The organism is Mesorhizobium sp. USDA 4132, assembly GCF_056279545.1.
The window spans coordinates 759,259-782,857 of record NZ_JBWCCP010000001.1 but is presented as its reverse complement, the minus strand read 5'-3'; the positions used below and the strand labels follow the sequence as shown (position 1 = coordinate 782,857).

At 61.5% G+C, this 23,599-nt stretch carries 17 protein-coding genes, 1 tRNA gene and 1 pseudogene; 7 read left to right on the top strand and 12 right to left on the bottom strand.

Annotated features, from left to right (window positions below; translation table 11 throughout):
- Window positions 1-264: 264 nt before the first annotated feature.
- The 3 genes and pseudogenes from ACZ9IU_RS03985 to ACZ9IU_RS03975 form a co-directional block, all read right to left on the bottom strand.
- Complete coding sequence (locus tag ACZ9IU_RS03985; protein WP_038539924.1) at window positions 265-1,263, bottom strand: TRAP transporter substrate-binding protein; 999 nt, start codon at window positions 1,261-1,263, stop codon at window positions 265-267.
- A 29-nt stretch (window positions 1,264-1,292) separates the two neighbouring features.
- Window positions 1,293-3,125 carry a TRAP transporter large permease gene (locus ACZ9IU_RS03980; RefSeq protein ID WP_038539921.1) on the bottom strand — a complete coding sequence of 611 codons (1,833 nt, stop codon included), beginning with the start codon at window positions 3,123-3,125 and terminating at the stop codon, window positions 1,293-1,295.
- Between the two features lie 40 nt (window positions 3,126-3,165).
- Window positions 3,166-3,330, bottom strand: a pseudogene (locus ACZ9IU_RS03975) (alkanesulfonate monooxygenase); the annotation flags it as partial.
- A 299-nt stretch (window positions 3,331-3,629) separates the two neighbouring features.
- Between ACZ9IU_RS03975 and ACZ9IU_RS03970 the strand changes: the two are divergent.
- Window positions 3,630-5,780: a putative bifunctional diguanylate cyclase/phosphodiesterase gene (locus ACZ9IU_RS03970; protein ID WP_244447469.1), complete on the top strand. Its 2,151-nt coding sequence runs from the start codon at window positions 3,630-3,632 to the stop codon at window positions 5,778-5,780.
- Between the two features lie 6 nt (window positions 5,781-5,786).
- Window positions 5,787-7,697, top strand: coding sequence for a sensor histidine kinase (locus ACZ9IU_RS03965; protein ID WP_051899645.1), 1,911 nt, complete (start codon window positions 5,787-5,789; stop codon window positions 7,695-7,697).
- Window positions 7,698-7,705: 8 nt separating this feature from the next.
- Here the strand turns inward: ACZ9IU_RS03965 and ACZ9IU_RS03960 are convergent, their stop codons facing one another.
- The 3 genes from ACZ9IU_RS03960 to ACZ9IU_RS03950 all read right to left on the bottom strand — a co-directional run bounded on the left by ACZ9IU_RS03960 (window position 7,706) and on the right by ACZ9IU_RS03950 (window position 9,689).
- Window positions 7,706-8,482 carry a molybdopterin-binding protein gene (locus tag ACZ9IU_RS03960; protein ID WP_038539914.1) on the bottom strand — a complete coding sequence of 259 codons (777 nt, stop codon included), beginning with the start codon at window positions 8,480-8,482 and terminating at the stop codon, window positions 7,706-7,708.
- A complete protein-coding gene (locus tag ACZ9IU_RS03955) occupies window positions 8,479-9,333 on the bottom strand; it encodes a cytochrome b/b6 domain-containing protein (RefSeq protein ID WP_038539910.1) in 855 nt (284 codons plus the stop codon). Before ACZ9IU_RS03955 ends, ACZ9IU_RS03960 begins: the two co-directional genes overlap by 4 nt.
- A 95-nt stretch (window positions 9,334-9,428) precedes the next feature.
- On the bottom strand, window positions 9,429-9,689 hold the full coding sequence (locus ACZ9IU_RS03950; RefSeq protein WP_038539907.1) for a pentapeptide MXKDX repeat protein: 261 nt from the start codon (window positions 9,687-9,689) through the stop codon (window positions 9,429-9,431).
- Window positions 9,690-9,874: 185 nt separating this feature from the next.
- On the opposite strand from ACZ9IU_RS03950, the gene ACZ9IU_RS03945 reads away from it, so the two are divergent.
- The gene (locus tag ACZ9IU_RS03945) at window positions 9,875-10,423 is read left to right on the top strand and encodes a sigma-70 family RNA polymerase sigma factor (protein ID WP_038539905.1); all 549 of its coding nucleotides are present in this window, start codon (window positions 9,875-9,877) and stop codon (window positions 10,421-10,423) included.
- The gene (locus ACZ9IU_RS03940; RefSeq protein ID WP_038539901.1) at window positions 10,420-11,064 is read left to right on the top strand and encodes an NrsF family protein; all 645 of its coding nucleotides are present in this window, start codon (window positions 10,420-10,422) and stop codon (window positions 11,062-11,064) included. Before ACZ9IU_RS03945 ends, ACZ9IU_RS03940 begins: the two co-directional genes overlap by 4 nt.
- 128 nt (window positions 11,065-11,192) lie before the next feature.
- Here the strand turns inward: ACZ9IU_RS03940 and ACZ9IU_RS03935 are convergent.
- Both ACZ9IU_RS03935 and ACZ9IU_RS03930 read right to left on the bottom strand, forming a co-directional pair.
- Window positions 11,193-11,269: transfer RNA gene (locus ACZ9IU_RS03935), tRNA-His, on the bottom strand.
- A gap of 146 nt (window positions 11,270-11,415) precedes the next feature.
- Window positions 11,416-11,862, bottom strand: a complete 447-nt coding sequence (locus tag ACZ9IU_RS03930; RefSeq protein ID WP_038539897.1) for a phasin — start codon at window positions 11,860-11,862, stop codon at window positions 11,416-11,418.
- Between the two features lie 237 nt (window positions 11,863-12,099).
- On the opposite strand from ACZ9IU_RS03930, the gene ACZ9IU_RS03925 reads away from it, so the two are divergent.
- A complete protein-coding gene (locus tag ACZ9IU_RS03925; RefSeq protein WP_038539893.1) occupies window positions 12,100-16,008 on the top strand; it encodes a sensor histidine kinase in 3,909 nt (1,302 codons plus the stop codon).
- A 352-nt stretch (window positions 16,009-16,360) separates the two neighbouring features.
- Here ACZ9IU_RS03925 and ACZ9IU_RS03920 read toward each other — a convergent pair whose 3' ends face one another.
- A complete protein-coding gene (locus ACZ9IU_RS03920) occupies window positions 16,361-18,313 on the bottom strand; it encodes an acetoacetate--CoA ligase (RefSeq protein WP_038539889.1) in 1,953 nt (650 codons plus the stop codon).
- 157 nt (window positions 18,314-18,470) lie between these two features.
- Here ACZ9IU_RS03920 and ACZ9IU_RS03915 point away from each other — a divergent pair, with 157 nt between their 5' ends.
- Window positions 18,471-20,369: an AsmA family protein gene (locus tag ACZ9IU_RS03915; RefSeq protein WP_038539885.1), complete on the top strand. Its 1,899-nt coding sequence runs from the start codon at window positions 18,471-18,473 to the stop codon at window positions 20,367-20,369.
- Between the two features lie 28 nt (window positions 20,370-20,397).
- Window positions 20,398-20,643 (top strand): hypothetical protein, encoded by a 246-nt coding sequence (locus ACZ9IU_RS03910; RefSeq protein ID WP_038539882.1) that lies wholly within the window; start codon window positions 20,398-20,400, stop codon window positions 20,641-20,643.
- A gap of 3 nt (window positions 20,644-20,646) precedes the next feature.
- Here ACZ9IU_RS03910 and ACZ9IU_RS03905 read toward each other — a convergent pair whose 3' ends face one another.
- Genes ACZ9IU_RS03905 through ACZ9IU_RS03895 form a run of 3 tightly spaced genes read right to left on the bottom strand, consistent with a single transcriptional unit; the run spans window position 20,647 to window position 23,557 of the window.
- Window positions 20,647-21,465, bottom strand: coding sequence for an ABC transporter permease (locus ACZ9IU_RS03905; RefSeq protein ID WP_038539880.1), 819 nt, complete (start codon window positions 21,463-21,465; stop codon window positions 20,647-20,649).
- A 1-nt stretch (window position 21,466) separates the two neighbouring features.
- Window positions 21,467-22,384 (bottom strand): ABC transporter permease subunit, encoded by a 918-nt coding sequence (locus ACZ9IU_RS03900; protein ID WP_038539877.1) that lies wholly within the window; start codon window positions 22,382-22,384, stop codon window positions 21,467-21,469.
- 15 nt (window positions 22,385-22,399) lie between these two features.
- Window positions 22,400-23,557, bottom strand: a complete 1,158-nt coding sequence (locus tag ACZ9IU_RS03895) for an ABC transporter ATP-binding protein (RefSeq protein ID WP_038539873.1) — start codon at window positions 23,555-23,557, stop codon at window positions 22,400-22,402.
- Between the last annotated feature and the right edge of the window lie 42 nt (window positions 23,558-23,599).

Genomic DNA, 23,599 nt, shown 5'->3' with positions numbered 1-23,599 from the left:
GGACGAATGCCCGAGACGCAGGAGTCTAAAAAATTAGGCACCGGCTGCCGCAAACATAGGCATGCTGACGACCGAGACAAGGGCGGTTACTGCAGTGCACAAAAATGTGTTCGCTTTCAGGTCGAAAGAAGGCGGCATCCATTTACCCAGCTCGCTTAAAACGGCTGGAATCGGGCATTTTTGCCTTAAATCGAGCTGAAAAAACAGAAATGGCACCGCGTTTGCGGTGCCACATTAAATTTTCTTAACCTTTAGAAAAGGCTATCAGGCGGACTGAATCGACTTGATCCTGTCGATGCCGCCGACGATCGCGGCGAAATCCTGCCAGACGCCTTGTGCACCTTTCTGCCACTCCTCGAAGGCTTCCGGCTTCAGCAATTTGCCGCCATTCTTGAGCGACACGGCAATGGATGCCGCCTCGTCATCGACGATCAGCTGATTGAAATAGGCAGCCCCTTGCCTCGAGGCGTCCTGGAAGACTGTCTTTTGCTCGGGGTTCAACTGGTTCCAGAAGCTGGCGGAATAATAGATGACGCCGGACGCCCAGATATGGCCTGTTTCGGTCATGTAGGGCACGACTTCATAGAGCTTGAAGCCGGCATAAGCGGATTTGGTGAGGTCCATGGCGTCGGCAACGCCGGTCGCCAGCGCATTGTAGGTCTCGGTGATCGGAATGCCGACCGGGGCGGTGCCGAAGGCGGCCCACAGCTTGGTGTGCAGCGGGCTCTGGATCACACGGATCTTCTTGCCCTTCAGCTGTTCCGGACGGGTGACCGGCTCCTTCGTGAGCAGATGGCGGGCGCCGTAGTTGATGAAATCGCCGATCACGAAATTCTGGGTAGCGAGCTTCTGCTTGAGGTCGGCGCCGACGCTGCCATCGACCGTCTTGCGGACATGGGCTGCGTCACGGAAGAGGAACGGCAAATCGAGGACCTGCAGTTCCGGCACCCAGCCGGACAGTGACGAGACGGTCGAAAGGCTCGCCTGCACGGAACCGAGACGGGCCCCTTCTGCCACTTCCTTCTCGCCGCCGAGCGCACCGTTCTTGACGACGTTGAACTTGAACTGGCCCGGCAGCTTGGCTTCCACCAGCTCGCCGATCTTCACCCAGATCTTCGATTCCGGCTTGTCGTCGCCAAGCAGCGAGGCGGTGGTGATCGTCGTGGTGCGGGCGGCGGCGCTGCGCACGAAGACGGGCGCGGCAAGCGCCGCGCCGGTTGCTGCGGCAGTCTTCAGAAGGGTTCGGCGGTTGATATTGTCCATGTCTCAAGGTCCCTAGAGATGTGAAGCGGTTAAAAGATGATCGCCCAGGCGCAAAGGATCGCCAGGGAAACCAGAAGTGCGAGCAGATAGGGCACGACCGCCTTGAACAGTGCGGCCGCGGGAATGCGGGTGACGCCGCTGACGACGAAGATCAGCATGCCGAGCGGCGGGGTCAGGCCGTGGATCATCAGGTTGACGACGATGATGACGCCGAAATGGATCGGATCGATGCCCGCGGCGACGGCGGCCGGCAGCAGGATCGGGCCGAACAGCAGGATCGCCGCGCCGATATCGAGCACCAGTCCGACGACCAGAAGGATGACGTTGGAGAGGACGATCACCGCCAGCGCGCTGCCGCCGAGCATCGTCACGAACTCCGAGACGAGGCCGGAGACATTGTCGACCGCAAGCAGGAAGGCGAAGGGTCCGGCCGTGCCGATCAAGAGGCCGATCGCCGCGGACTCCGTCGCCGCCTGTCGGAACGAGGCGAGCAGCGAACCGGCTCCGACCTTGCCCCAGACGGCGAGGATAATCGTATAGAGCGCTGCCAGTGCCGCCGCCTCGGTGGTGGTGACGATGCCTATGCGGATGCCGACCACGACGATGATGCCGAGACCGAAGGCAGGAATGGCGGAGATCGCCGCCTGCCGGCGTTCGCGACCCGAGGCGCGCGGCAGGGCGACCTGCTCGCGGACGGACAGATGGATTGCCACCGCGAGGCAGATCGCCATCAGGCCGCCGGCGAAAAAGCCGCCGACCAGCAGCGAACCGACCGACAGATTGGTGGCAGTCGCCAGGATCAGGAAGGCGATCGACGGCGGAATGACGTTGTCGAGTACCGATGTCGCGGCAATGATCGCACCCGCCTGGGCCGGAGGATAACCGTGCTTCACCAGCTCCGGCTGGAAGGTCGAAGCCCCGAAGGCGGCATTGGCAACGGAAGAGCCTGATGCGCCGGAAAACAACACGCTTGTCAGCAGCGTCGTCTGCGCCAGCCCCGCCCGGCGATGGCCGACCATCGAGGCGGCGAACCGGACAAGCTGATTGGCGACACCCGAAGAAGTCAGCAGCCCGCCGGCGAGCAGGAAGAAGGGAATGGCGAGCAGCAGGAATTTCGACATGCCCGTCACCGTCGAGGAGACGATCGCTGGCTCCGGCAGGCTGCTGCCGAAGGCAATCGCCACATAGGCGGCGGTCAGGAACGCATGCGCCAGCGGTGCCGCCAGCACCAAGCCAAGTGCTGCGACCAATGCCAGGAAAAGGCTCGGCGGAAGGTCGCTGTCGATGAAGATTTCTGGGATGCCGAAATAGAGCGCTGCGCCGAGGCTAAGCGATATCAGTACCGGCAGCGCCCTGCCCTCGGCAAGTCTTTGCAGGAGGAGCACAACGAGGATCAGCACGCCGCCCGCGCCGAGAAAACCGAAGCGGATCCACTCCGGAACGCCAAGCGTCGGAGAAATACCGCCGAGCATGGCCATGATTTCGGAACCGCCAAACAGCAGGATCAGCGCCGCAAGCACCGTGAACACGTCCGCCAGCACCTGGGTTACCGGCAGCAGCCGGGCGGGAGCCAAACGCACGAAAACGTCGAGCCGCATCGCCAGCGCGCTGTTGAGGCTGAGCGGGGCGCCGATCGAGATCAGCGCCACATGCAGCCAGATGCCGAGATCCTCGGCGCCGATGAAACCAGTGTTGAAGAAATAGCGCAGGCAGACGCTGACCAGCACCACCGTCAGCAAAACGGCGAGGATCAGTGCCGCGATGACACCGAGAACAGTCTCGACGCCCTTCAGCACCCTCGCTGCGATACCGTCGCCGGGGATAGCCGTCTGCTCGAGAAAATCGGATGGGCTGGCTGCCACGGGTTCTTACCTTTGCAGGAGGATCAGGCGGCCTTGACCGTGAAAGATCACGATCGAAGAGCGTCGATCCGGTGAAATGACGCGATGCCGAGACCTCGCGGGCAACATCGAGACGCGGCAACACCTTTTCGCCGAAGCGACAGGCTTCCTCAAGCAGCCGCATGGCAGAAAGGATAAAAGTTTCGATGCCGGCCTTTCGCCCGGCCGCAGGTCAAGCGAAGCTTGAGAGATCCCGCCTTTTACGGCGACCATTCCCACCCCGCAACGGGCCTCGATCCGCAGTTGAGACCAAAATCTCGCCCCACGCTCATTTTTTGCGAGACATGCCAGGTTTTAGGATGATTAATGGATTCGCGGAAATGCAAGGGTTCTGCTCTTGCGCGACAATCGGGGGATGTGTCCGTGGGCGATATCGAACAAGAAACGCAATCTCAGGATCTTTTCGAATTTCACCCGGAACCCGCCACCGGGACGGGGGCCTCGCCCGACCAATTCGAGGCGGAGATGCGTGATTTCACCATCTTGAGCGTCGATGACGACGCGATGTTCCAGAACTCCCTCAAGCTCTCGCTTTCGGGCTACACCTATCGCGGCGTCGCCCCGCGTATACTGACTGCCAGTTCTGCCAACGAGGCGGCCAAGCTTCTGCTCGAAACGCCTTCAATCGCGGTCCTGCTGCTCGATGTGGTGATGGAGACGGACGATGCGGGGCTCCGACTGGTCCGCACGATTCGCGAAGTTCTCGGCAACTCGCAGCTGCGTATCGTGCTTCTCACGGGACAGCCGGGTATCGCGCCGATGCAATCGTCGCTCGAGACCTACGATATCGCCGATTATTGGCTGAAGACCGACCTGACCAACGAGCGGCTTCACAGCATTCTTACCGCGAACCTCAGGACCTTCGAGCAGATCGATGTGCTGAACCGTGCCCGCCGAGGCCTTCAGAGCATTGTCGAGGCGAGCAACAGCCTGGCGAAATCCTCGGGATTTGAGGATTTCTCCCGCCGGATGATCCACGAACTGGCAGCACTTCTCGGCGTCAGCGAGGACGGCATCGTCTGCGTCCGCGGGAGTGACCACGAACATCCGCCGAGGATCATCGGCTCGGCGGGGCGGTTCGCTTCGGCCATCAACCAGACCCTCGACACCATCAACGACCAATCGATTCGAGAATTGATCCAACGCTCGCTGGACGAACAGGCGAACATCGAGACGGAGAAGGCGCAGGTTCTGTTTTTTCCGGGCCAGGCGGTCGCGCCTGCTGCGGCAGCCTACATAGCGACAAACAGGCTCATCGACGAAACCGAGCGGGAATTGCTGCGGGTCTTCGCGACCAATATCGGCACCGGCCTGATCAATGTCGCGCTGACGAGCCAGCTCGATCGGATCGCCTACGAAGACAGCCTGCTCGAGATCGCGAACGGCAACGCCCTGAAGCGTGGCATTCAGGCAGCACTCGAGATTCCTCCGCCCCGCAGGCGGAAGGTCCTGTTCATCGAACTCAACCAATATGCGAGAAGCTGCGTCTCCCTCGGCGTCGAACAGGGCGATCATCTGCTGCGCGCCTTCGTGAAGCGCCTGGCGGCGGCCTTTCCGCCGCCCTGCATGATCGCCCGTTTGCATGAAGACGTATTTGCCGTGCTCGGCCCGGAATATCTGGTGCGGATCGACTATGTAAACCGCCTCGAAGCGGGAGCCCAAACCCCGGAAGCGCTGTTTTTCGGCGCGGAGGCGGCGTCTCTTGATCTCAATCACTTCACGTCGGCTCAAACCGTCATCGCGACAGGACTTCTACTCCTGAAGAAGGCCGGACTGAAGGGGACGAGCGGCCAACTCATCGAATACGATCCGAATGTCGAAGAGGAAACGCGCCGCCGGTTCGCTCTTTCGCAGCAGCTTTACAAGGCTGTGCTAAACCGGGAAATCACTGTCGTTTTCCAGCCGCAGATCGACCTGACCGACAATCGGATTGTTGGCGCGGAGATCCTGGCGCGGTGGACGCGCCCGGATGGATCGACGATCTTTCCGGCGGATTTCATTCCGCTCGCGGAGGCGAACGGGCTGATCGTACCCCTGGGTCAGCAGATCCTGGAACAGGCCTGCAGCGCGCTCCGCTCCATCGACGAAGCGGGATTTCCGGGGATCACCCTCGGCGTCAATGTCTCGCCGGTGCAGCTTGGACGAAAGGAGTTCATCGACGAACTGATCGCGACCATCCGCCGCCATGGCTTATCGCCGGATCGGCTGGAATTGGAAATTACCGAGACCGTCGCCATGGAAGAGCAGCAACATGCTGACGACGTCCTCTCCATTCTCAGACGCAAAGGATTTGCGATCGCCATCGATGATTTCGGCACGGGTTATTCTTCCTTGGCGAAGCTCCGCTCCCTGGAGGCCGCCACACTCAAGATCGACCGGTCCTTCATTGCCGGTCTCGGCGGTGCCGGCCAGAACGAGACGATCGTTGAGATGATCATTCGGCTTGGCGAGCGCATGAACATGCGTGTCCTCGCCGAGGGTGTCGAAACAGAGCAGCAGGCGGAATGGCTGCAGTCGAGGCGATGCATCCTGGCGCAGGGCTTTCTCTACGCCCGTCCTGAGCCGTTCGAGCAGTTCCTGGCCAGGCTGCAAAATTCGTCTGTCAAGACTGCGTAATTGCCTATGATCCGCTCGTCCGCAACTCGCATATTTCCGTCGCTCCGGGCCGTTTATCGCCATCGCAGGCGGCTTGCCATCTTCGTGGTACCCTGGGTCGTGGGACTTGGCATCGGCGTTCCATTGCTCTGGCATCAGATCGGCGTGAATGCGCGAGAACCTCAGGTGCGCAACAGGGAGGAGACCCTGTCGCAAGGCTATGACATTCTCGGTCGGGCCCTGGACCGGCTGGGCCGCGACGCCCTGTTTCTGGCCGACCTGCAATCGCGCTTCGGCGAAACGACCACTCGGCTTGCTCCGTTGAGCGCTGAAATCTTCCAGAGTTTCGCCGCCAGCTCGCCGGATTACGATCAGGTACGGTGGCTGGATAATGACGGCAATGAACGGCTGCGCGTCAACCGCCGCAGCGGCGCTGAACCGGTCGTCGTGAGCAGCGAGCAGCTGCAGAACAAGGCGAACCGGCCCTATTTTCGCGATACGATTCAATTGCCGCTGAACGGCCTCTATTTCTCTGCCCTCGATCTGAATATCGACAACGGCGTGGTCGAGGTCCCCCATCTGCCGACATTGCGCGTTGCAAGTCCTGTCTTCCGCAACGGGATCAAGCAGGGCATCATCGTTATCAACTACCGCGCCACGCGGTTGCTCGAACGCCTGAAGCGCCTCGACAGGAGCGTCGAGCTCTATCTGATGAACCAGGCCGGATACTGGCTCCAGGGCCCAAATGCGGATGCGAACTGGGGCTGGCAGCTCGGGGCCTCAACGCCCGGCCCGGCTGAGGCAGAGATGTTGCGGGCGATCGGCAAGGGGGACAGGGGGCTTTTCGGCAGTAGGGACGGAGATTGGAACTACCGTCGCTTCCAACCCGGTGCTGGCTTGCTGGCAACAGGCGAAGTCGCGGAAAGACGTGCCGCGGATGCCGACCTCTATCTGCTCGCCCGTGACTCGGCGGCCGCGATCAACGACCAGGAAACGAGGGGAAAACTCATTCTCGGCGTGGTGGCGGCAATCCTTGCCGCCGTGGCGCTGGCGGTAACGGGACGTCTGGCCAACGGCATGGAGGCCGAAGCGGAATGGGCGCGGCAAATGGAGGACACGAACAAAACGCTGCGCGAGACCAATGAAAAACTGAGCGTAACCCAACGGGAACTTGCTAGGGCCGAACGGCTATCGTCGCTGGGCCTGATGGTTGCCGGCGTCGCCCATGAGATGAACACGCCGCTTGGAAGTGCTGCACTCGTGCTCAGCAAGGCCGCCAAGGATCTCAGGCTGTTCAAGGAACGGATCGTGGCGGGGCTGCGCCGCTCCGATCTCGACCTCTATATCGCAGACAGCGACGTCAGCCTCGATCTGGTGCGCGACGCCATTCATCGATGCACCGCGCTGGTTCAACGGTTCAAACAGGTTGCGGTCGACCGCGCGACGCTGGAGAGACGGGATATCGATCTTGCCGCATTCATTCCCGATGCCGATCCACGCCTGCGCAAATGGGACGCCAGCGCCGGCATCAGCCTGACGGTGAACGTGCCTGATGATCTGGCGATCACCACCTATCCGGGACCGTTTGCCCAGGTCCTGTCGAACCTCCTCAACAACTCGCTGCTGCATGCCTTCGATGCGGGCAAACCCGGCATGATCATCATCGATGTCCGGAGAATGGGGGAGCAGGTCCTCATCGAGTTTACTGACAACGGCCGCGGGATCAACGAGACGGACATCCAGAAGATATTCGAACCGTTCTTTTCCACGGCCCGTCACAGCGGCGGCACGGGCCTCGGGCTGCATATCGTCCACCAGATCGTCAACGAAGTACTCGGCGGATCGATCACCGTCGAGAGCCCGCCGGCCGGTGGGGCCCGCGGCACCCGGTTCATCATCCGGCTTCCGAGAGTTGCTCCGGCACGGGCGGAAACCTGAGCACCTCCTCAGATCCCGGCATACCATTCGTAACCGCGATCCTCCCAGAAACCGCCGCTGCCTCCGTAAAGACGGCCGAGATCGGCAACCGCTTCGATGCGTGTCAGATATTTCGCCTGTTTATAGCCAAGCTGGCGCTCGACACGCAGCCGCAGCGGCGCGCCATGGTCAACTTCAAGGTCGCGGCCGTTCATCGTGTGGGCAAGGATGGTCTGCGGATGGAAGGCATCCACCAGATCGATGCTCTCGTAGTACCAGCCGGTGCCATCGAGCGTCTTTTCGTATTCGTCGGCACAATGGAAGACGATGTAGCGAGCTTCCGGCTTCAGGCCGACCGTCTTGAGCAGCGCACCCAGCGGCACGCCGGTCCATTTGCCGATGGCGCTCCAGCCTTCGACGCAGTCGTGCCGGGTGATCTGGGTGCGGGCCGGCAGCGCCTTGAGTTCAGCCAGCGACAGCTGCATCGGCTTGTCGACCAGACCGCCAATATCCAGCTTCCAGGTCGAGAACTGCTGGTTCATCCAGTCGAGATATTGCGGATTGTCCGGCATGCTGGTGCCGTTGGCGCGAAACACCGGCGAGAGATCCGCCTCAGTGAACTCGCGCGCCAGCGCATCATCGCCGAGCAGGAAGCGCTGGGTCTTCATCGAGAACCCTTCGGCGATCTTGAGGACGGATTTCGTCCGGTCGCTTTCGACAATCGCGTCGCAGCCGCTCAGGCCGAGCGCCGAAGCCGTCATGGTCGCGCCGATCAGGAAGCGGCGGCGGGTGATGATGCGGCTCATAGCTTGTCTCCCTTTATGTCCCCATGGTCTATGGCGTAGTAACCGGTGATCATCGAACGCAGATTGTTGAAGACGCCCGACAGGATCACCATCGCGACGTGGACGACCACGAAGGCGGTGAGGGAAAAGGCCGTCAGGAAGTGGATCGTGCGGGCTGACTGCCTGCCGCCGAATATATCGAGCAGCCAGGGTGCCACAGCGTCGAAGCCGGGCGACATGGTGAGCCCCGTGAGGATCATCAACGGCAGGAGCAGGAAGATAACCGCAACATAGGTTAGCTTCTGCAGCGTGTTGTAATGCCGCGCCTCCGGCCCTTTCGGAAACCGCAGCCGGGCGTGATTGACGATTTCATGGCCGATGTGGGCGGGCGTCAGTTCATTTCCCGCGGGTAAGAGATCGCGGCGGAAATGCCGGCTCAGCAGCCCGTAGGCGAGATAGATGAAACCGTTGATCACGAACAGCCACGCAAAGAAGAAATGCCAGCGCCGGCCGGTCGCGAGGTCCTGATAGCTCGGGATCGTCAACCAGTCGGGAAATCCTCGCGCGGTCGCCTCGCCGTCGACCTGCGAGAGGCCGAGAACCCCGGTCGTGTTGAAGGACAGCGAACCGACGCGGGTCACGCCCTTGGCCTTGTCGCCATCCTCGACCGCCTCCATGGAAATGAAGGACGGATCGTTATCGGCACCATACTGGCCCCAATAGAGCGCCGGATGGGCATTGAATATCTGCAGGCCGCTGAACAGCAGCACGGTCATGCAGAGCACATTCACCCAGTGCGAGAGGCGCACTAGCAGGCTGTGGCGGTAAATGACCGTCCGGCCGGTCGCAACGCCGGCATCGATCGTGGCCATGGTATTTCCTCCGAATGCGGGAAGTGGGCTCCAGCAGATAGACGCGGCCGCCGGACAAAAAGTTTCAGCGGCCGCGGTCAGATCATTTCACGGCATTATTTCATTGCGTCGCAGGCCTTCATCATCTCGGACTTCTTCATCGTGTTCTTTTCCATGCCGGCCTTGTGCATGCAGTCGGTCTTGGTGCCGGTCGCCATGGAATCCTTCTTCATCGAATTCTGCTTCATGGTGTCGGTTTTCATGGTGTCCTTCTTCATCGTGTCGGTGCTCGTGCTGCTCTGGGCGTTCGCCGCGCCGGCAAGCGAAAGGCCGACGACGAAGGTGCAGGCTGCAAGGCTGGAAAGAAGCTTGGTCATGGGATGTCCTCCTGGATCAATCGATGTGTCCGCCGGCTGCCTGCCGAGGGCTCACAACCATCAATTCGACCCACGCAGAAAGTCGTTACAGCTTCACGGTTATGTGATAGGCCGAAAGCATTCGAAATATTTTCCATTCCACCTGTAACCGTTTACGTGCTTTTCCGAATGATCATTGAAACAGCATGACGAGCGCCCATTCGGAAGAAGCCCTGAAGGCTATGATGCTTCTGTCCCTCGATGGGGACGAGGCAGCCTATCGGCGTTTGCTCAACGCGGTGCGTGTCCTGCTAGTCGGATATTACAGCCGCCGGATGGCTGCTGCAACGAAAGCGGACATGGAAGATCTTGTCCAGGAGACATTGCTGGCATTGCATTCGCGCCGGGAGACCTACGATCGCGAGCGACCGTTCACGGCATGGTTCTTCTCGATCGCCCGCTACAAGCTGATCGACCACCATCGCGGCCGCGGCGGCCGGATGATGGCGGAAACGGAGCTCGGCGAGGATTTCGAGAGCGACGACCATGAGGAAGCGATCTCCGCGCGGATGGATGTCGAGCGGCTTCTGGAAAGCCTGCCGGCGAAACAGCGGGAATTGATCCGTCAGGTGAAGCTCGAAGGCCAGTCGGTGGCCGACACGGCGAGCCGGACCGGTCAGTCGGAATCGGCGGTCAAGGTCGGCATTCACCGAGGGCTCAAGGCACTGGCGGAGAAACTGCGAGGCGGAAAGTGAGAAAGACGGACGACATCATCGACAGCCTGGTAGGCGACCTGAAGCCGGTGCCGCGGCATGCGCTGGCGCGCCGCTTCGTGCTCGGCGTCCTGCCGGCGCTCGTCGTGTCGCTGGTACTGATGCTGGCGATCCTCGGTCTGCGCATCGACATGGCGCAAGCGCTGATGCTGCCCGTGTTCTGGATCAAATCCGCCTACAATGCGCTGCTGGCGATCGCCGCTTTCCTCGCCGCCTATCATCTGGCACGGCCTGACGGTTCCAGGGGACGGTTCTTCCAGACCGCGGCGGCGATCGTTGCGATCATGGCTGTGGTCGCCGTGATCCAACTGATGATGTCGCCGGCCGAAAACTATTCCAAAATGATCATCGGATCGTCGGCGCTGCATTGCCCGCTGCTGATCTTCCTCTTCGCGCTTCCGGTATTTGCCGGCAACGTCTGGGTGCTGCGCCATGGCGCACCAACTGATCTGAAGCTGACCGGCTTCATCGCCGGCATCGCGGCGGGTGCTGCCGGCGCCTGGGTCTATTCCTGGTTCTGCACAGAGAACGGCATGCCCTTCGTGCTCATCTGGTATTCGCTCGGCATCCTGCTGACCGGCATTGCCGGCTCGCTTCTGGGACCGCGCCTGCTGCGCTGGTGAGCGGGCGGGAACGCCTCACATCCGATATTTTCATCGGCCCGCCGTTTTGTTCCGCCACAATTCAAATACGGGAATCCAGCCGCAAATCTGCTCGGCTGGATATCAAAAAAATTGGGATTTTGGAAAAATGGTACGGTTGGGGGGTCTCGAACCTCCGACCTCAGGTGCCACAAACCTGCGCTCTAACCAACTGAGCTACAACCGCACAAGCGCCCTTGGGCGCCGTTGGGGGGTCACATACGGCGATCGGACTTTTTTTGCAAGTCCTATCCGCAAATAGAAAGTCCTTTCCCGCAAATAGAAGAGGCCGGAGCATGCTCCGGCCTTCTCCTTCAAATCAGGCTCTAAAAATTAGGCAGCCTTGAAGGTCGTCATGACCTTTTCAGCGGCTTCCTTGCCGGGCTTCGTCACGTCTTCGACGATCTTGCGGGCGGTGTCCTGCATGGACTTGGCCTGCTCAACCGTGATTTCGGCCTGCTTGCGGATGAAACCAGTCTGCAGTTCGATCAGTTCGGCAAAGGACTTCACGCCGAGCAAGGATTCCATATGGGTCAGCGAGTTTTCAGCATTGGTACGCAGCGCGTCGATCGCCTTGAGGCCGAGTTCGACAGAGCCAGCCTGCGCCGACTGCATTGTGGATTCCACCGTCTTGGTGGCTTCCTCGGCAGCGGATTTCATCTTAGCATAAGCTTCGCGAGACTGGGTGGCACCCTTTTCAGCGAAGTCGCGGAAGCCTTCGGTCATCTTGGACGGATCGAAAGCGGAGAAGGAAAAGATATCGTCGGTCTTGTATGCCATCGTTTCAGGTCCTCGTTGGCGATTTCTTCGGCAGAACCGAAGATGTCATGCCTCTTATATAGACCATCTCGTTGTGCATTGCAATATCATTGTGCGGTGCACAATAAAATGAATCCCGGAATTAACCCTGTCGGAGGTTTGGATAGCGCCGCTCTCGACCCGAAGGCAGGGGAAGGTTATTAACAATCCGTTAAACTACGTAGAAATCCGGTCACAAACGTCCTGTAGGTTTTGCCTATGTCCGCAGTCCAATACCCGTTCATCGATATTGCCGTGCACGAGCGCGTCCGCGATCGTTTTGCGGCGGGCGAAGCGATCGTGCTGTTTTCTCCGGACATGCAAAGCCCCCTCTGGGCGAACGGGCGCGGCGCCGATCTTTTCGGCTTCGGCTCCATCTACGATTTCCTCGACCAGGGTCCGAACCGCGTCGATATCGCCTTCCGCCAGATCGAAGCGGCTGCGCGCCAGCTCGGCGAAGTCGGCGACATCCGCAATCTGACGATCCGCGTCGCTTCCGGTTTCCAGCGCATTCCCGTACAGGCGGTCTGCGAACTTGTTCAGGTTCAGGGCGAAACGGCCGTGTTGTTCAGCGCGCCGGTGGAACGGGGCAGGCTCTCGCCCTCAGCCTCTGCGGCCCGGATGATCGAAGGCTTCGACGATCCCGATACGCATATGGCGGTGATCGACGAAAACGGCGAGGTGCTCGCCGCCTCGGCCGAGTTCGCGGGGCTCGGCGTTTCCACCCACACCGCCAAGATGATGACGACCATGGCGGGCGCCGATCCGAGCCGCCTCGTCAAGCGCCCCATCCCCACCTCCAAGGGCTACCTGCCGGCTGCGATCGGCAAGCTTTCCAACGAACCGGCCCTGCATCTCCTATTCACGGTCGAGACCGAACAGGGCCGGGCCACCGCCGCGAACGGCTACGAGCCGCGCGATGATGCGCCGGCGAATGCCGAAGCCGTCGAAGAAGCCGTGGCCGAACTTGCCGCAAGTGATGACACCGCGGACTTCGCGGCCGAGCCCGCGCCTGCCGACGGGTTTGCCGATGTGATTGCCGCCGTGTCGGAGATCGTCGACACGGAAGAGCCGGAAGAAGAGATTTTGCTGGAGCCCAGCGAAAATTTTGCTCCCGTCCACGCTGTTGCTTTCGAGGAACCGATTGAACAGGTCGCGCCTGAAGAGGCCGCGCCGAACGCGGAAATCGATGCCGTTTCCTCGGCAGCAACGATCGGGGCGGCGGAAGAGGTCGTTTCCGAAACCGCCACCGAGGAAACCGTGGCTGGCGAGGCTGAGATGGTGGAGGCGGCGCCTGCAGCCGAACCCGCAGCCGCCGAAATTGCCGCACGGGAACCGGATGGTTTCGTTTTCCGCCGCGATGGGCGCGCGACCCGTTTCGTCTGGAAGATCGATGCCGAGGGCCGGTTCAGGGAAGTTTCGAGCGAATTTGCCGACGCTGTCGGCCCGCATGCCGCCGATATCAACGGCATGGCCTTTACCGATCTGGCCGCCCTCTTCTATCTTGACCCCGAGGGCAAGATCACCGAACTGCTCAACAAGCGCGATACCTGGTCCGGCAAGACGATCTGGTGGCCGGTCGAGGGCACGTCTTTGATGGTGCCGGTCGATCTCGCCGCGCTGCCGACCTATACCCGTACCCGCGAGTTCGACGGCTTTCGCGGTTTCGGCATCGTGCGCATCGGCGATGCAGCCGAGGATCCGAATGCCGTCGGCCTGACGCTGACCCGCGCCGTGCCGGAGGATGTGGTAGAACCAGAAGCCGAGACTGTTTCCGAAGCCTATGAGATGCCCGTCGATACGGCGGACTTGACGGCAAAAGACAGTCTGGCCGTTGGGCGGGACGAAGCCGTCGATGCGCCAGCTGGGATCGGCTCGGCCGATGACGCAAACGCTGAAAGCTCCGCGAGCGAAGAACCGGCTGCACAGGCTTCTGCGGCCGAGGAGCATGCCGCGTTCGAAGAGCCGGAACTCGCGGAAGATGCCGAGCAGCCTGCGGTCGCCGAAGACATATCCGCCGATGCGACACCATCCGAAGACTTGCTTGCGAAAGACCTGCCGTTGGAGCCTGCCCCGGAGGACAGGCCGCAGCCGTCGATGTCCGGCCGACAGATCCCTTCGCTGCTCGACTGGCCGGCAGGCGAACGCCCGGCGCTCCGGATCGTCGAAAACGCCGGCCGCCGCCAATCCGATAAGGTCATCCAGCTCGAGGAGCGTCGCTCCAACCGCCGCGACGGGCTGACCCCCGTCGAACAAGCGGCCTTCCGCGAGATCGCCCGCCAGCTCGACAATTTCGTCGGGCGCCGCAACGAGGAAAAGAAGCCGGATACCCCGGCCGAGGCGGACGTATCCGTTGTCGAACAGAACGAGCCGACCGCGATAGAGCCCACCCAGCTCGAACAGGAGACTGTGCGCGAGGAACCTGTCGCCCCCGTTTCAGAAGAGATTTCCGAGGAAGAGGCGGTCGCATTCGCCGAAGGAGCGAACGAGGCTTTTGCCGACGCGCCGATCGAGCCCACTGAAGAGGCGGAAGATGCCGCAGAGGCGCCTGCCGACCCGCATCCGGAACTGTCCGACCGTGAACTGTTGAGCCAGATGATCCCGGTCCGCGAGCGGATCGGCCTTTCCGCGGAGATCGTCGACCAGATGCCGGTGGCGCTTCTCGTGCACAGCGGCGACCTTTTGATCCACGGAAATCCGGAATTCCTGCGGCTGACCGGTTATGCTTCGATCGGCGAACTGGCAGAAGTCGGCGGTCTCGATGCGCTGCTGCAGCGCCAGGATCTCGAAGGCAAGACGGCTGAGGCCGGCGGCATGGTCGTGGTGCGCGCCGACGATGAACTGGTGCCGGTGACGGCACGCCTTCAATCCGTCCGCTGGGACAATTCGACTGTCCTCATGCTGGCGCTGATGCCGGTCGTGGCCGAGGTACAGGCCTCCACCGAGGACGGCCAAGCGGCAGAAGTCATTCCGTTGCGCGCACCGCGCGCCGCCGACCAGCTGGCAAAGCTGCAGGTCGAGGTGACGGAACTGCGCGCGATCCTGGAAACCGCCACCGACGGCGTGGTCATCATCGGTGCGGAAGGCGACATCCGCTCGGTGAACCGGGCGGCGAGCGCGCTCTTCAACTACGATAATGAAGAGATCAGCGGCAAACCCTTCGTCACGCTGTTTGCGCACGAGAGCCAGCGGGCGATCCTCGATTATCTCGCAGGCCTTGCCGGCCACGGCGTCGCCAGCGTCCTCAACGACGGCCGCGAAGTGATCGGCCGCGAAGCTTCCGGCGGATTCCTGCCGCTGTTCATGACGATCGGCAAGCTGACCTCCTCTAACGGGTATTGCGCCGTCATCCGCGACATCACCCAGTGGAAGCGCACCGAAGACGAGCTGCGTACCGCCAAGCGCGCCGCCGAGACCGCAAATGCCCATAAGAGCGAATTCCTCGCCCATGTGAGCCATGAAATCCGCACGCCGCTCAACGCGATCATCGGCTTTGCCGACATGATGGCGAGCGAGCGCTTCGGCCAGATCGGCCATGCGCGTTATGTCGAATATGCCAACGACATCAGCCGCTCCGGCCGGCATGTGCTCGATATCGTCAACGACCTCCTCGACATTTCCAAGATCGAGGCGGGCGAGATGGAGCTCGACTTCGTCGCCGTCGGCCTCAACGAGGCGGTGTCGGAAGCCGTCTCGCTGGTGCAGCCGCAGGCAAACGGCCAGCGCGTCATCATCCGCACGGCGCTCTCGCATGCCGTGCCGCAGGTGGTCGCCGATCCGCGCTCGATCAAGCAGATCGTGCTGAACATCCTGTCGAACGCCATCCGCTTCACGCCCTCGGGCGGCCAGATCGTCGTCTCCACCGCCTACGAGACCAATGGAAACGTGGTACTTCGTGTCCGCGATACCGGCATCGGCATGACCCGCTCGGAGCTGGAGCTTGCCATGAAGCCGTTCCGCCAGGTGTCGAGCGCCTCGCACAAGCGCGGCGACGGTACCGGTCTTGGCCTGCCTTTAACAAAGGCGATGGTCGACGCAAATCGCGCCGCCTTCGCGATCACTTCGGCGCCGAACGAGGGCACGCTGGTGGAGATCACCTTCCCTTCGCCGCGGGTGCTTGCGAATTGATCAGGAGATTGTAATCGGGTTTGGCATCGTCACTGCCGCAGGTAATACCCTGTTTCTCGCCAACGGGATACGGTTGCAATCGCACCTATCAGCATCTCAGAGTTGATAATAACGTGAAAAGAAAGGCAGCCGAAGCTGCCTTTGAAGTTTAATGCTGTCCAACGAGGGTCGGTGGAGACGTCATGTCTATGAAAGCTCGCGGCTAGGCGTATTTCATACACGAGACGAAACCATGTTGCTCCACTTTTGATCAAAGCGGCTTAATAGCGCGTTAACGGCGCTCCATTTCTGGAATTTATGCTGGAGATGTACCGTATCGATACATCTCGCCTCGTCGGGGATACCCGGCCATTCAGCTTTTCAACTCGGCAAGGCCGTCGAACAGATCAAGCGCTTCCGGGTTGGCGAGCGTCTCCTTATTCCTGACCGCCCGGCCGTGCACGACGTCGCGGACTGCGAGTTCGACAATCTTACCGGACTTGGTGCGGGGGATATCGGCGACCTGAATGACCTTGGCCGGCACGTGGCGCGGCGATGCGCCGGTGCGGATGCGGGCCTTGATCGCCTTGGCGAGATCGTCACTCAGCGCCAGGCCGTTCGCGAGGCGGACGAACAGGATGACGCGGACGTCGTCGTCCCAGTCCTGGCCGATGCAGATGGCTTCCACGACCTCCTCCATTTGCTCCACCTGATTGTAGATCTCGGCGGTGCCGATCCGCACGCCGCCCGGATTGAGCGTCGCGTCCGAACGGCCGTGGATGACGATGCCGTTATGTTCGGTCCATTCGGCGAAATCGCCGTGGCACCAGACATTCTCGAAGCGCTCGAAATAGGCGGCGCGATATTTCTGGCCTCCGGGATCGTTCCAGAACATGAGCGGCATGCACGGGAAGGCCTTGGTGCAGACGAGCTCGCCCTTTTCCCGGCGCACCGGCTTGCCGTCGTCGTTCCAGACGTCGACGGCAAGCCCCAGGCCCGGCCCCTGGATCTCGCCACGCCAGACCGGCTTCAGGGGATTGCCGAGCACGAAGGTGGAAACGATGTCGGTGCCGCCCGAAATCGAGGCCAGATGCACGTCGGATTTGATGCCTTCGTAGACAAAGGAAAAACCTTCCGGCGAGAGCGGCGAACCGGTGGAGATGACGAGCCTGAGCGCGGCCAGATCGTGGCTCTGCTTCGGTGCGATGCCGCCCTTGCGGACCGCGTCGATGTATTTTGCCGAGGTGCCGAACACCGCGAACTTTTCAGCTTCGGCATAGTCGAACAGGGCATTGCCATCCGGCGCAAACGGCGAACCGTCGAACAGGCAGAGCGTGGCGCCGACTGCGAGGCCTGACACCAGCCAATTCCACATCATCCAGCCGCAGGTGGTGAAATAAAACAGCTTTTCGCGGGGCTCCAGGCTGCAGTGGAAGCGAAGCTCCTTGAGATGCTGCAGCAGCGTGCCGCCGGCCGAATGGACGATGCATTTCGGCACCCCTGTCGTGCCGGACGAAAAGAGAATGTAGAGCGGGTGGGAGAACGGCAGGGGCTCGAACTCGACGGCCCTTGCTTCATAAGGCACCGTGAAATCGGCGAGTGTACGGCCGTCGGCAAGCGATGCGGCGAGCGCGGGAGCATCTCCCGCATAGGGCACCACCAGAACCGGCGTCTTCAGCACCGAGGAAACTGCCCTCACCTTGGCGGCGACGTCCTGGAGCTTGCCATTGTACCAGTAACCGTCGCAGGTGATGAACAGTTTTGGGTCGATCTGGCTGAAACGGTCGAGCACGCCCTGTTCGCCAAAATCAGGTGAACAGGAAGACCAGATGGCACCGATCGAGGCGGCGGCCAGCATGCAGGCAATCGTTTCCGGCATATTGGGCATCATCGCGGCAATGCGGTCGCCCTTCTCGATGCCAAGCCCCCTGAAGGCCTGCTGCAGGCGGGAGACTTCGGCGCGAAGCCTATCCCAGGACCAGCGATAGTTCACCTTGTCCTCGCCGCGGAAGATCAGCGCGTCTCCGGCGCCTGTTCCGGAAAGTAGATTTTCTGCGAAATTCAGCGTGGCATCGGGGAAAAAGCGGGCGGCAAGCATGTCTTCGCCGTTGATCAGCACTCGGTCGCCGCGCTCGCCCTTGACGCCGCAGAATTCCCAGACCGCGGACCAGAAATCGGCGCGCTCGCCGATCGACCACGCGTAGAACGCATCATAGTCGAGGAAGACTTTGCCAAAGCGCTCGGCGCACCAGCTGATGAAATGATAAAGCGGGGTTTTCTGCTGTACTTCCGCCGAGGGGCTCCAGAGCGGCTGTTCATTGCCCATTCCCATTCCTCCACCCTCGGAGAACCCCACCCCGACATCGGAACCAGGGTTCTGCCCCATCTCCATCCACGCCAGATCCTGCGAGGTCGCAGCGTATCGGTTTTTATAGCATGTTGCACCGCATTATAAAGGAGACCGCCAGGGAAGTTTCCCGGATTTGCGCGAACCCAGCATTTCCTATAATGCGCGTGTGATCATGCTCACCAACCCGTTCGGACATCTGCGGAAGAACCTGAGCCGCCCGCTGGGCCGGCGGTCGCGCCGCGTTCTGATCGGCGCCATCATCGCAGTGTGCCTCTTTTCGCTTTTCCAGCTCATCGCGCCGTTCCTGGTTTCATCGACCGTGGTGCGCGAAAGCATGGAGCGGGCGGTCGCCGAATGGACCGGCCACGATGTGACGATTGAGGGGACGCCGGATATCCGCTTCTGGCCGGAGCCCAGGATCACGCTCAGGGAGATCACCATCCGCAAGCAGGCGGAGGGTGGCGAGCGGGTGCTCGGCCGGGTCTCGCGGCTTTCGGCCTCCTTCGATCTTCTGCAGGCTCTGCTCGGACGGCCGGAGTTCAAGGATTTTCGCCTGACGAACCCGGAGATCTATGTCCTCAGGGAGGCCGACGGCAGGCTCGACTGGGCGAATGACGGGCTGCTCAGCCGCGCCGTGCGCGATGCACGGCCGGACGGCAGCAGTCAGGCACTGGCGACGGATGACGATGCGCGGATGGGCGATGTCCGCATCAGCAACGGGACATTCGAGATCTCCGACGTCGCCAGCGGCCGGATCACGCGGTTCCAGTCGATCAACGGCACGCTCGACTGGCCCTGGCTGTCCCGGGGCCTGGAACTGAAGGCGGATGCCAATCTCAACGGCCAGGCGCTGACGCTGGATATGAGTTCGACGCAGCCGCTGCTGCTGCTCTCGGGCAAAAGCGGCAATATCTCCGGTACGATGGCATCCGCTCTCTTTCATGGCCAGTTCCGCGGCGTCGCCAATCTGGCGGCGCATGCGTTTCTTTCCGGCGATGCCGAACTGACAGTTCCCGACCTTTCGACGGCGATGCGCTGGGCCGGGCTGAACTTTGCCGGTGTCGAACGCCTGAAGAGCTTCTCGTTGAATACCCGGCTCGTCACCAACGAAGACATCCTGCGTTTGGACAACCTGTCCCTCGGGCTGAACGACGCCAAGGCGACCGGCATACTCGATCTCGTGCTGCCGCCTGAGCGGCCGGCGAGGCTCACCGGTACGCTCGCCTTCGACCGGATGGACCTTTCCGCAGCGCTTGCCGCCATCGCGCCGCGCGCCATGGGTGATACCAGTCGGGGCAATAGCCATCTCGCAGGCCTGGAACTCGACCTGAGGCTTTCCGCCCAGCAGGCGACGCTCGGGCCTTTCCAGCTTTCGGAAGCCGCCGTAAGCATCATGAACGTCGGCGAGCAATCGCGCATCGACATCGCCGACAGCGATTTCGAGACCGGCCGACTGACCGGCCGGATCGCCACGGTGAAGGGCGGTGCGGCCGGAGCCGTGGCGCTGCGCCTTGCCATCCAGGACGCGGATTTCGGCAATATCGTCAAGGAACTTGGCCTCGCCGGCCCGCTTCCGGCGGCGCGCGGGTCGCTGGATCTGGCGCTCGACGTCGATCGGCCGCTGGAACCGGAAGCCTGGCGCAATGCGAAAGGCACCCTACGCTTTCGGACGGACCGCGGCTCGCTTTCCGGCGTCAACCTTGCCGGTGTCCGGCAGCTTGCAGCTCAAAAACCCTATTTTCCCTTGAGCGATGCCGGCAGCGGCAGCCTGGAATTCGACCATATCGACATCTCTGCCAATCTCGCGGATGGTTCGGCGGATATCCGCGAAGGAAAGATCACCGGCCCCTCCGAGAACCTGACGCTTTCCGGCGTTGTTCCCTACATCAACAGCAGCCTCGCGCTCTCCGCAACCATCGAGCCGATTGCGCAGGGCACCAAGGCGGCACCGCTGATGGTCTTCATCGGCGGCTCCTGGCCGAACCCCGTCATCTGGCCTGTTTCGCAAACTCCGGCGAAGCCCCTACAATGAACCGAATCAACCGGATGGGGGTTATCTGGTGTCGAGATTCCTGATCAGTCTATGCAAGGCGCTGCTCGCCTGCCTCATCATGGGCGCAGTGCTCAGCTTCTTCGGCATCACCATGCCGACGCTACTGGCGCTCCTGCATCTGACGCCGGACGATATCAGGGTCGGGCTCGAAAACGCCTATATCTGGTCGGTGCCACGCATCGTGCTCGGCGCCGTGATCGTGCTGCCGGCGTGGCTGCTCATCTATATCTTCCTGCCGCCGCGGGGCGAATGATCGTCAGGTCGTGCCGCGAGCGGCGACATGCTCGTCGCGGATGCGGCGCATTTCCGTCTGTTTGGTGCTGATCGAGGCGATGATGACGCCGATCGTCACCAGTCCGATCAGGATGGTGCAGATCGCATTGATTTCCGGTGTGACGCCCAGGCGCACCTGACTGTAGATCTTGATCGGCAGCGTCGTGGCACCCGGACCGGTCGTGAAGCTCGCGATGACGAGGTCGTCCAGCGACAGGGTGAAAGCCAGCATCCAGCCGGCGATCACGGCGGGGAAGATCAGCGGCAGGGTGATCTTGAAGAAAGTCTTGACTGGCGGACAGCCGAGATCGAGCGCCGCCTCCTCGAGGCTGAGGTCGAAGGTCAGCAGCCGCGACTGCACGACGATCGCCACGTAGCACATGGTGAATGTCGTATGCGCGATAACGACCGTCCAGAAACCGCGATCGATACCGACGGCAACGAACAGCAACAGCAGCGACAGGCCGGTAATCACTTCCGGCATGACGAGCGGCGCATAGATCATCCCAGAAAACAGCATCCGGCCGTGAAAGCGCGTGAACCGCACCAGGGCAAGCGCCGCAAGCGTGCCCAGCACCGTGCCGATCGTGGCGCTGATGACGCCAACGCGCGCGGTCACCCAGGCGGCGTCCATGAGGCCCTGGTTCGACCACATGGTGCGATACCATTGCAGCGAAAACCCGCCCCATACTGTGACGAGCTTGGAGGCATTGAAGGAATAGACCACCAGGATGATGATAGGGATGTAGAGGAATGCGAAACCGAGGGTGAGGACGGTGGCGTCGAAGCGGGATGATTTCATCTCAAGCCACCTTCTTCTGCTGGTTCTGGAAAATCATGATTGGCACGACCAGCATGATCAGCAGGATGACCGCCACGGCCGATGCCAGCGGCCAGTCGCGGTTGCCGAAGAACTCCGTCCACAGCGTCTTTCCGATCATCAGCGTATCGGCACCGCCGAGCAGATCCGGAATGACGAACTCGCCGGTGATCGGAATGAAGCAGATCATCGAACCGGCAATAACGCCAGGCAGCGACAGCGGGAAGGTGATCTTCCAGAACGCCTTCCAGGGCGGGCAGCCGAGATCGCTTGCGGCCTCCAAAAGCGCATTGTCCATCTTCTCCAGTGCCGAATAGAGTGGCAGGACCATGAAGGGCAGGTAGGAATAAACGATGCCGATGAAGACCGCATAATCGGTGCGCAAGATCTGCACCTGATCGTCTACGCCAAGAAGGCCGACCGACCGGAACAGCAGCGTCAGCAGTCCGTCGGGCTTCAGGATGCCGATCCAGGCATAGACGCGGATCAGGAACGACGTCCAGAACGGCAGGATGACCAGCATGACCAGCGTTGGCCGCAGCATCGTCGGCGCACGAGCCATGGCGAGCGCCATCGGATAACCGATCAGCAGCAGCAGGAAGGTGGAGATCACCGCGATGCGCAGCGAAGACAGGTAGGCTTCGATATAAAGCGGATCGCCGGTCAGGAAGAGGTAGTTGTCGAAGTCGAGTTGCGAGACGAAGTCGCCGAATGCGCCGAACCCTTCAAAGAGCGGTGTATAGGGCGGCATGGCGATCGTCGTCTCCGACAACGAGATCTTGAAGATGATCAGGAAGGGCGCTGCGAAAAACAGCAGCAGCCAGAGATAGGGAACCGCGACCACCAGCCAGCGGGCGGGATTGGGTTTGTTGGCGGGGTGGGTTTCGGAAACGCTTGCCATCTCCTTGTCCCCCACTCAGCGCGTCAACACGAGGCCGGCATCGAGCGGCCAGGTGAGCCACACCATGTCGCCGAATGTGATCGGCCGGTCGACGAGGCGGGAGACGTTGGCCTGCGCCGCACGCACCACCCGGCCATCCGCGAGCTTGACGAGGAAAACCGAGAAGTCGCCGAGATAACCGATGTCCCAGACTTCGCCGTAAACCGCATTGGCCGAGATATCGGCCGGCTGATCGGGCGAGATACGCACCTTTTCCGGCCGCACCGCGAAAGCGACCTTGTCACCCTTCACCGCCTGGCATTCCTGCTCGACGGAGACGGCGATGCCGTCGCAGTCGATCCTGACCGAGCCCGGTGCGCCGAGCGCGCTGTCCGTCGAGGTGACGGTGCCTTCGAGGATATTGATGTCGCCGATGAAATCCGCAACGTAGCGGCTGTTCGGCGCTTCGTAGATCTCGGCTGGCGTTGCCACCTGCATGATCAGGCCCTTGTCCATGACCGCGATACGATCGGACACGGTCATCGCCTCTTCCTGGTCGTGGGTGACGATCAGGAAGGTGAGGCCAAGCTTGGTCTGCAGGTCCATCAGCTCGAACTGCGTCTCTTCGCGCAGCTTCTTGTCGAGCGCACCGAGCGGTTCGTCGAGCAGCAGCACCTTGGGGCGCTTGGCGAGAGACCGGGCGAGCGCGACGCGCTGGCGCTGACCGCCGGAAAGCTGGTTCGGCTTGCGTTTGGCGAACTGCTCCAGCTTGACGAGCTTCAGCATCTCCTCGACACGGGCGGCGACCTCACCCTTCGGAAGATTGTCCTGCTCCAAGCCGAAGGCGACATTCTTTTCGACCGTCATATGCGGGAAGAGCGCGTAGGACTGGAACATCATGTTGGTCGGCCGGCGATAGGGTGGCACGCCGGAAATATCCTTGCCCTGCAGCAGAATGCGGCCTTCGGTCGGCTCCTCGAAGCCGGCGAGCATGCGCATCAGCGTCGTCTTGCCGCAACCGGACGGCCCGAGCAGCGAGAAGAACTCCCGCTCGTAGATATCGAGCGTCAGGTTATCCACGGCGGTGAAGGTGCCGAACCGCTTGGTGATGTTTTCGAAACGGATGAACGGAACCGCTGAAGGATCAGCCCAGGGAGAAAATTTGCGTTTAACCGGCCCAAGAGATTTCGCCATGCCTTACCCCATTTCGCCCCGATGGCCGCCCGAAAGTAATCG